The 11,425-nt window shown below is 36.6% G+C and carries 3 protein-coding genes; all 3 read left to right on the top strand.

The annotated features are described in order from the left end of the window. Positions 1-51 precede the first annotated feature (51 nt). Positions 52-4,911, top strand: a complete 4,860-nt coding sequence (locus tag ABD816_RS11030) for a hypothetical protein (RefSeq protein ID WP_344927314.1) — start codon at positions 52-54, stop codon at positions 4,909-4,911. Continuing rightward, positions 4,911-7,001 (top strand): fibronectin type III domain-containing protein, encoded by a 2,091-nt coding sequence (locus ABD816_RS11035; protein ID WP_344927315.1) that lies wholly within the window; start codon positions 4,911-4,913, stop codon positions 6,999-7,001. The genes ABD816_RS11030 and ABD816_RS11035 overlap by 1 nt, the downstream gene beginning before the upstream one ends. A 118-nt stretch (positions 7,002-7,119) precedes the next feature. After that, a complete protein-coding gene (locus tag ABD816_RS11040) occupies positions 7,120-11,238 on the top strand; it encodes a T9SS type A sorting domain-containing protein (protein WP_344927317.1) in 4,119 nt (1,372 codons plus the stop codon). Positions 11,239-11,425: the final 187 nt, after the last annotated feature.

Here is an 11,425-nt window from a genome sequence, read left to right on the forward strand (position 1 = left end):
ATTCAGAAATAAGAAGAACTAAGGGGATGGTGAATAAGAAATAAACCAAGTATGATAAAACAATACTACCTATTGATATTAACTTTACTCCTATCAGTAATTGGATTTGCCCATACGGATAAAGATTCTTTATTGGTTAAGACTAAGGAAACTATAGATCCTGTTTATAAAAATCCTGCTGCAAAAAAATTACATCCGGAAGCATTACAAAGACTCGCAGCTTTTAAAGCAAAACGAATAGCCCACGAGGCTAAAAAGGCAAACGCTCTGCGTAGCTATAACAGCAAACAGTTTAGGTCTTTTCCGGAGTTAAAAACATCGATAACAGCAGCACCTACAGAAAATTTCTTTCAGGGAGTTGCAGAATTCACTAACGACTATATCAAAAAAATATATAAACCCACACCAAAAACCGATTCACTGATCAATACTGCAAAAGCATTGTTTGAAGAAATAGAAAAGCAACAAAGTTTTATCAGTATCCTAAGTGGTCAGGAACTACTCGAATTCCCTGTAGGGATCAAAAAAAGCGTCTCACAAAATTCCTCAATCACCATCGGGATTATAAAAGCAAAGCTACACGCCAATTATGCAGAGGTAGATTTGTTTGCTAAACTTACGCTGGGTGAACTCAGTACAGAATTATTTTTTGGAGCAAATAATGTAAAAATATCCCATGAAGGAGGAATCTACGGAGAGGCACAATTAAACCTTCTGGGTGATATGCCTGTAGGACAAAGTGGCGGGCAATGGCTCATCACCTTTAAAGGAGGTTTAGAAAATGATGGTACAGCAACTAAACAGACCTATATTAAAATTGACTGTACCGGTAAAGTAAATGAAATAGCACTCGAAGCGGATGTTCGCATCGCAAAAACAGTAGCCATCCCGCTCAATGATGATAATACTAAAAAATTTCCTGCAGAAACGACCCCACAAGATGGAAAAAATCCAACAGGTAATGAGAGTTATGTAGGTGCTGGTTTTAGCTTTGTTGCCAGTTCATTACAGGATCTATTAATACACATTGACCTTCCTAAATTTGAATTAAAACCACTTCCCGGCTGGTCTTTTGCCATGAAAAATGTAGTGCTCGATCTTAGTGATACGCAAAACGATCCAGTCGTTAAATTTCCAGAAATCTATGAGCAACAACAATTAATCCCTACAGAGCAACCAGAATTATGGAGAGGATTTTATGGAGAAGAGGTGTCGATTACGTTGCCTCCAGAATTTCAGATCACTACATCTGATGAGCGAATTTCTTTTGGAGCAAAAGGGCTTCTGATAGATAACTTTGGCGTCTCAGGAAACTTTTTTGCCACCGATCTATTTAATATCAATGAAGGAAACGCGGCCAAATGGCAATATTCTCTGGACTCATTGAATGTAGTATTGCAGGTGAATCATTTTACTAAGGCTGATTTTAGCGGTCAACTGGTACTACCCATTAGCAAGTCAGACAGCAGTAGTAATGGAGCGTTAAACTATAAAGGATTAATTACTGCGGATCATCAATATTCCATTCGTGTGGATATTGGAGATGATGTAGATTTTAATATTTTCAAGAGCAAAGCCAAGCTGTTTCCAGAATCGTATATCAAAATGGAAGTCGATAACGGATCCTTCTATCCCGAGGCTAATTTGACGGGTCTTATGGCATTTAATCAGGAGCAGAAAACATCAATGGACACAATCTCCAGTCAAAATGAAAATAGCGATGTAAGTGATGTTGAAGCTCTTAATTTTGAAGGATTATCTTTTCAAAATTTTAAAATACAGACAAAGTCACGCCCGTATTTATCTATTAAATATATGGGTTTTAAAGATACTATTGCCTTACCCGAGATTGCAGGATTTCAATTAGGCTTCTATGATGTCAAAACAAAAGTATATGAAGATGATCGCGCAGAAATCGGTCTCAATGCCTTTCTTAATTTAGACAAAACAGGAATTAAAGGAGATGTCAAATTTAGAATTATGGGGAAACTCGTGGAAGGAGATTATCTCAAATGGGAATATGACAATATAGAAGTGGATGCTGTACAAGTAGATGTAAAAAGAAAAAATTTCGAATTCTCCGGAGAATTAAATTTCTTTAAAGATGATCCTGTATATGGCAAAGGATTATCCGGTAAGCTAAAAATGTATGCAGAAAGTTTAAAAATAGAGCTTGAAGCCAAAGGGATTTTTGGACGAAAGGATGATTTTAGATATTGGTATGTCGATGCATTTGGGAAACCTACATCTAATGACAGTGATAAGAGTTTGCAAATTATTGAACTAGGCGGTGGGGTATATCATCATATGCGCAAGGCTGGTATGGAAGAGAAAGTAATTCACAGCATGTCTGGGGTTGCCTATCAACCTGATATTGATACTGAATTAGGCTTTAAAGCGATGGCAGCTTTTAAGGTAAAAGGTGGTGCTACCTTCACAGGGCTTTTTGCTATCGAAATGAGTTTTCTTACTCCTACTGCAGGTGGTGGATTAAGCAGGATTGGATTCTATGGGGGTGCAGCACTGATGTCTGGTGGCTCTGGCGGATCGGGTGATGGTTCACCATTTGGAACTGTAACCGAAATGCAGGAAAAACAAGCAGAAAAAGAGAAAACCTTACCCAATTTTAGCAGTATGTCTATTGATAAGGAAGGAATCAAATATTTTGCTACACATGTGTTCCCGGATATCCTGACAGGTGAGGAAAAATTTGCTGCACAATTAGCGATTGATTTTGATTTCACAAATGATACCTATTGGGGAATGTTTGATGTATTTCTAAATCTAGGAAAGATTAAAGGTGCAGGAGAAAAAAACAGATTGGGATATATAGAATTTTATGACTCTCCTAATGATTGGTATATCTATATAGGAACACCTACAAAGCGATTTGGGGTAGCAGGAATTCCTATTGGTCCGTTTGATGCTTCTTTTGATCTGTATTTTATGCTAGGAACCATCTTAGAACCACCTGCATTGCCAAAACCAGAGGTAATTGATATTCTAAATCTTAAAGGAGATGAATTGGTCTTTGGCAGAAACTTTGAAAACCAATTAGCACAAGGAACCGGATATGCGTTTGGCGCTTATGTAGAGATCGGCAAAAGTTTTGACTGGGGCATCATCTATGCTTCTGTACGTGCAGGTGTTGGATTTGATCTTATGATGAAAGATTTTGGAAATGCCCAATGTAAAGGCAGAACAGGTCCTATTGGGATGGATGGATGGTATGCTACAGGTCAGTTATATGCATTTCTTCAAGGCGAAATAGGCGCTCAAATCAAAATTTTTGGCATGAAGAAAAAAGTCCCTATTCTGAAGGCAGGGGTGGCACTATTAGCTCAGGGTCAGTTACCAAATCCATGGTATGTAAAAGGGTATGCCGGAGTAAAAGTAAGAGTGCTGGGTGTAGTGACGATACAGGCAAGACTAAAGGTGATTATTGGTGAGGAATGTGAAATTATAGGAAAAACAGGCTTACAAGAAGTCGTGATTATCTCTGATATTTCACCAGCACAGAATGATACAGATGTGGATGTATTTAGTGCCGTGCAGGTAGCTTTTAATGTTCCCATAGGCGAAGTGGTAGAAATTGCTGATGATGTAAGTACAAAAAAATATCAAGTCGAACTCAAGGAGATTAGTATACAATCTGAGTCTGGAGATCTTGTGGGAGAACAAATATGGAATACCAGTAAAGATATTATGATTTTTGAATCTGATGATATTCTACCCCCCAATGAGAAATGTAAGGTTACCGTAAAAGTTCAGTTTAATGAATATACATCCGGCGCATGGGTTGCAGTTTTAGAGAATGGGCAACCTGTGGTCGAAGAAAAAATAATCACCTTTACTACAGGTGATGCACCTACAAAAATACCGCTCAAAAATATCGAATATATGTACCCTATTGTGGATCAAAAATATATGCTTCCTAAAGAAAGTAGTACAGGATATGTGCAATTAGAAAAAGGGCAGGATTATCTGTTTGGCACGCCAGGTTTTAAAGACGAATTGTTTTTTATTACAGAGACAGGAATTGTATTAAAAACTAATTTCTCTTATGATCTAGCAAACAATACTCTCAACTTTAACATTCCTGATTTACCTAATGAAACGGGGATCTCTTATACACTGGTAACATCCAGAGAAGCGATGGACACTGCCGCAAACATCGAGGAAACCTTTACTTCGATTAATGATGACGTATCTATATCACAAAATAGTCTTACTGGTGAGGCCACTAATAATGCTTCCTTAACTCGATTATCATTTAATTTTAGTACAAGTAAGTATGATACCTTTAAAAAGAAAATCAAGGCGATGAGCATAGAAGATTACTATAACTTTATTGATGGTTCGTCTAATGTAGCTCAACTAGAACTTAGAATTCAAAGATTTGAACCTTTTGATATTAATGAGGTTCTTGGAACACAATATACGCTGAATAAACCAATGATGTCAGGAACAGGAACGCAATCAGATGAATATTATCAAACAGAAATTTACCCATTATTATACAAAAATTATCCCTTAGATGGTAATATTCGAGTTAATAGAGATGAAAATATATTGGGAACACCGCCTATGAAAAACATTAAACCATCACTTACCTATACTGAGTATGTACAAAACAGTCCTGAAAACAATTATCTAAAAGAACGCTTTCCTTTTCGATGGAATCTTGCAGCGGCATATAAAGAGGATTTTGTATACCTGCAGTATGTCATTGTCAACAGATATCTCAGCGTGAATCCTGTTGATATGAATGCTTATGAAAAATACAAATACATCATGGATGGATCTTTCCCGTATATTAATGTAGAAGATTATGAAGTAGAGTTTCAGTATACATTGCCAAGCAAGACATCAGGTAATACCATAAGTGTTGAATACAAAAATTATTTTTGATGAAAAACATCCTTTACATCCTATACAGTAGTATCCTTTTTGCATTAGCAAGCACAGGTAGTTTTGCGCAGGAAAAAGAACCGGAACCACAAAAGAAAATTGTAGTCAAAGCTTTTGCGAAACCCGGCGCCATCCTTTTGCGATGGGCGGTAACGGATAAATACGCGTGGAAATATAGTAATCAATATGGTTTTATTGTAGAACGAACAACCGTATTGCGCGACGGAAAACCTTTAACCAGTCCTGAAAAAAGAATTCTTTTTGGGGATACGATAAAACCCAGACCTCCTAAGGATTGGGAATCTCTGGTGCGCACCAATGATATGGCAGCAGTAGCTGCACAAGCGATTTACGGAGCAACGTTTCAGGTAAATAATAAGGAAGAAAATGAATTGTTACAGGTATTTTATGAAAGTGAAGAATTAGATCGCCGTTTTGGATTTTCGTTATTTGCTATAGATCAAGATTTTGAAGTTGCTCAGTATGCAGGGTTAGGATTTGTGGATACGGATGTAAAGGAAAATGAAAAATATTTGTACAATATTAAAAGTGCCATCCCGGAAGACCGCATGACAGTAGAACCGTCCGGAGTCTTTATTAGTACAAAAGACACTGAAGCATTGCCTCAACCTACTGATTTTTTTGGATATTTCTATGAAAATGCCTTCGTATTGGTATGGGAATATGATCAACTATTACCATACTATACGGCGTATAATTTAGAGCGATCAGAAGATGGAACAGCTTTTGAAAAAATTAATGAAGTACCTATCACAAAATTAGCAGACACTCCGTATTCCGGAGTCTCCTATACCGATTCTATTCCTCAATATGGTAAGAAGTATTGGTATCGTATTGTAGGCATTAATTATTTTAACGAAACAAGCCCACCTTCTGAAGCGACAGCACTTATAGGCTTTAAAGAAATAAAAGCTGAACCCATTTTTGCATCGGCCAACATTACTTCTGAAAATCAGGTAGCGTTAGAATGGACCTTTGCCGAAGAAGAATTATGGAAATTAAATAAATATGAACTATTAAGAGCAAAAACAGCTATTGGCCCTTATAAAACAGTCCTGGATAGTATAGCGCCTGATCAAAAAAAGGTAACCTATGGTCCGCTCTCTAATATTAATTATTTTAAGCTAAAAGCGGTTGGTAAACATCAAGATTTTAAAGAATCTCCTCCTACAATGGTGCAACCTGTAGACAGTATTCCTCCTAACAAACCTGAAGGTATGAAAGGAGTAATTGACACACTAGGTATTGTCACACTGCAATGGAAAAAGAATACGGAGCTGGATCTAAAGGGATATACTATTCTAAGAGCATATCGCAAAGATCAGGAATTTACTAAGCTTACTAAAAGGAATTTACGCAATGAAACATATATTGATAGTATTGATATGACTTCTTTTGATAAAGCTGTGTATTACCGATTAATTGCAGAGGATCATCGATATAATGAATCTATACCATCAGATACTTTAATTCTAGTAAAACCAGATAGAATCCCTCCAACTTCTCCGGTATTTAAAACCTATGAAATTAAAAACGGTATTGTGAATCTATCCTGGATCAATAGTTCATCCGATGATTGGGCATCCACCATAGTATATCGCAGAGATACTAGTGATTCTATACCTCAACCATGGAAAAAAGTTTTTGAAACCCCATATAGTAATGTTACGCAATTTGCTGACATAGAAACTATACCCGGTAAAAAATATGCATATACGCTGATTACAGTAGATCAAAGTAAGCTGGAGAGTGAACCCACACCTGCCGTAGTGATGGATATACCCATTCAATTAATAAAACCAGGCGTTAAAGGATTATACGCTAAAGTAGATCGGGAACAAAAATTGATACAATTGGTCTGGAATCTTAAAGCTAAAGATGCTGTAGAAATACAGGTATACAGAAAATCAAATAAAGAACCATTTACTTTATATCAACGTCTGGATCCAGAGACTAACCGATGGATCGACCAGCGATTAACTGCTAATACAACCTATACCTACGCATTTAAACCCGTTTTTAAAGATGGTAGTATAGGTACTTGGGAAGAAATTGAAGTAAAATATTAATTAATAGAAGGATAACAAAACACTTTTTATAAAAAGCATCTTTAGGAATAAGAGTAATAGGCAAATAATCTATGAAAATGTTTTCAGAGAAGTAATTATGAAATAAAACATTAGATATATGAAGAAATTATTTATTTTTTTAAATATAGTATTCTTTATTTCTCAAATTCATGGGCAATATAAATACAAAATAGAATATGACCTTACAACTACTGCCCCAAGGAATCTTAACAATGGATTTGAAATTGTTCAGTATGAATTAAGAGCATATAACAACACCAATCTACTAGATGTAATATATCTGGGTTCACCAGTATATCTCAATCCAGATACTAAAACAAAAGATGAAGTAGTTGAATACGCTAATCAGATAAATCAATTTGGTCATATTTCAATAATAGACAGAATACACCCTAATCCAACTTGTGGATCTTATGATGTTTACTTTGAAGACTATGACAATTCCTGCACCTTATTTCGTTACTTTGGATCTTGTATTACTCCAACGGGTACTGGAAAAATATCTCCTATTTTTAGCTTAGAATCTCAAAATAGTGATATGATTTCAAGTAATTTAAAAAAATGTGAAACTCAATCATTGAAGGTTTTTGATTGTGGAACTCAAATGAGTTATTCTGTTCAATGCTTTGTAAAGGGAATTAAATATGAATTGCTTCCATATGGAGAGTACCCTGTAAATTTTGAATTTGATTATAATGACATTCCTAATATTGAAACTGCAACTAATTTTAGTTTACAAATAAATTATATTGAAAACCCTACCGAGGATAAAGATAAATCAGATATAATTACTTTGCAATTTATTAATTGCTCACCAGAATTAGACGGTCCTATAGTCGACATTCAGCCTTCGTGTAGCAATAGCATAAATACAAATGATAATGGTAATGGTAGTTTTACGGTTACGTTTGATCGGGAATTAGATGACACCAAACAAGAAAAAATGAATCTACAGGTATGGAAACAAATTGATGGCACCACCAATTTTGATGGATATGAATCCAAAGTAGTGGAAAAAACTGATTTTACAGGACGATCCTATACCTGGACACCAAGAAATCTACCTGGTGGGACTTATAAATTGTTCTGGCAGACTAAAAGCAATAATGAAGGCTTTGATAATATTAATACAGTTCCTGATGCTTATGATGAAAGCACACCGTTTATACTGAACGACCCTCCCAACTTATCTGTTACCGGAGTTAAAAGTAATGTACGATGTGGTGGTGGTAATGATGGTAGTATAACAGTAACTCCATCAGGAGGTAAGGCTCCTTATGAATATTCTATAGATAGTGGAACTACCTGGCAGACAACCACACTTTTTGATGAATTGATTAAAGGTGATTATACCATTACGATTCGGGATACAAATGATTGTGAAACTAACAGTACTGTTATTACAATTGATGAATTATTTCCTGATATTCCAGCAGTTTCTGGTCTTGCCGGGCTTGTTATCAATCCTACACTTATAGGAGGTAACAATGGACGTATTTCTATTTTAGTATCTGGTGGAACGGGGAATTATGTAGATTATACCTGGACCAAAGATGGTGCTGTTTTTACACCATCGGGCTCATCTACTAATACTGGTTTGAGGGATTTATATGCAGGAACCTATGGTCTTATCGTAACGGATAGTAATGGTTGTGTATCAGACGAAGTAACCTTTATACTTACAGACCCCAACCCTATTGAGATTACCTTTACTACATCTCCCGATACAGTGAATTGCTCCTATACTATAGTCACCCTTAATGCCAACGTTACAGGAGGATTCCTTAATACTGGTGGTAACTATACCTATCTCTGGGATGATGGCTCTACTGAAGCTTCACTATCTGATGTGACTGTAGGAGTGTATGAAGTTACCGTGACAGATCAGGGTGGAAATAGTCTTACACAATCATTTGAAGTAACAGGCCCAGAGCCACTCATTAGCATACCCACAGTAAATCCTGTAGCTTGTAAAAATGGTAATGATGGAAGTATTACATTAGTAATTACCGGAGGAACGCCTTTAGATTTAGTATCTAATCCTGAAGCATATACAGTAATATGGAGCAAAATAGGCACACCTTCATTTTCTCAATCAGGAATGACCGTCTCTAATCTTACAGCTGGGTTTTATGAATATGAAGTTACCGATCTGAATAACTGTACGGTTGATAATTTTGGAAACCCGCTCGAAGTTACTGAACCTCTTACGGGAATCGAAGTGTTTGAAACGGTTGCATCTCACGAAGACAATATCATTTTTGGAGGTGAAACAGGAGTACTGGAAATCAATATTAATAATGTAATAGGTACTCCTTCTTTTGCTTGGTTTAAAGATAATACTTCTTATGTTCCTGCTAGTGGATCCACAGATACCCGACTCATCAATCTCGGTGAAGGTGAGTATACGGTTCAAGTGACCAATGGTGATGGTTGTATCGGGGAATTACCGCAACCTATTCGTATTACAGCACCTGCATTACTGGAGATTGACGATAGTACAAAAACGAATGTTAACTGTAAGGGAGATTCTGACGGAAAAATTGTAATCAATGCCATAGGTGGAATCGAACCCTATACATATATCTGGAAGAAAACAGGTACTCCATCTTTTATAGCCGTTAATGATGCTACGGTAGAAGATTTAGCACCCGGTCAATATACCGTTACTGTTACAGATGATAGTGGGAGTTCTGCAGAAGTTACCTCTACAGTATTCGAAATTACAGAACCTGATCTGTTAGAAATAGTCTTAGAAGGTACAACTGAGGTAATTTGTCCTGGTGATACAACTGGAGCTATTGACATATCTATCATAGGAGGTACTCCACCCTATACTGTGATTTGGGATATGGGAGCTACCACTCAAGATATAGAAAACCTGACTGTAGGAGCTTATAACATTATGGTAGAAGATGCTCTTGGATGTATCAGTGATCGCACCATCGTGGTGATTAATCAGGATGATCAGTTCAGGATTGACCAAGAGGTACTTACTAATGTATCTGCATATGAAGGATCAGATGGTAGGATCGAGTTACAGATAGCTGGAGGTGTGACTCCGTATACGTTTAGCTGGGTTAGAGCTTCTGACAATAGTTTTATAGGAAATACTGCTGCGATAGAGGATTTAACAGCAGATATATACACCGTTATCATTTCTGATGGCGCTGCCTGTATGATAGAAAACACCTATGAGATCACGCAACCCGATATTGTAGATGCTTCTATTACGGCACTGATATGCGCTGGAGAGTGTAGTGCCGCTATTTCTATCGAAGTGAATAGAGGAAATGGAGATTTTACCTATCAATGGGATACAGGAGAAACCACAGAAACCATCAGTGGATTATGTGCTGGACTATATACAGTAAATATAGAAGGGTTTAGAGGTAAAACATTGACACGCACCTATGAAATAATTGACCCTGATCCTGTACCTATCGACCTAGGAGAAGAACGATATATTTGTTTAGGTCAAACCACATCTTTATCCGCTCGTATAGATGATGCTAATGCTACCTATTTATGGAGTTCTGACACTGGGTATAGCAATAATCAGGCTGAAATCGTGGTAAGTGAACCGGGTATTTATACTGCCACCGTTACCGACAGCAAAGGATGTATGGGTAGTGACAGCATACGAGTATATGAGGTAGCTACAGAAATTACAACAGCATTTTTATTTACTAGTCAGGTATATACAGACGAACAATTTGTAATGATAGATATTACGAATCCTAAGCCAGATACTATAGAATGGATCGTTCCGGAAGAGGCCCAGATTAGTGCAAAAGATCAGGATCTAATGGAGTTATCCTTTGCTACTCCAGGAGAATACGAAATCACAATGATATCTACCTTAGGAAATTGTCAGGATTCATATACACAAAAAGTAGTAGTTTTAGAAGGAACTGTTTTTGAGGGACAGGATCCAGATACATCAACTACTGATCAATTAGTCAGCATCAAAGAATTTACAGCCTATCCTAACCCATCAGATGGCAACTTCACTGTTACTGTTGAGCTCAAGGAAGCAAAAGATATCAGTATTAGTATTTTTGGGTTATCGGATAATACTATATTAGCTCAAGTCCAGAAGTCAGGGCAAAATACTTATGAAATCCCTTTTACGATGCAGGTAGTATCAGGAGTATATGCCATAGTATTGGAAACACCTTATGGTAAGGCTATCAGAAAATTAATTTTAAAATAACACCATTGATTTTTGAAATGTAAAAGTCTGTAGCTACTGTTTTAATAAATTTAAAAAAATGAGGCTGTCTAAAAAGGCAGTCTTTTTTTTGTATAAAATTTCGGTTATTTGTAAATTTAGATTATGAGTCGCAAAGTAATCTTCAAGACTTACGATCAAGATCAGTTAAGTCTTTTACCACCTAGTT

This window comes from Aquimarina addita (assembly GCF_039539305.1).
GTDB lineage: Bacteria > Bacteroidota > Bacteroidia > Flavobacteriales > Flavobacteriaceae > Aquimarina > Aquimarina addita.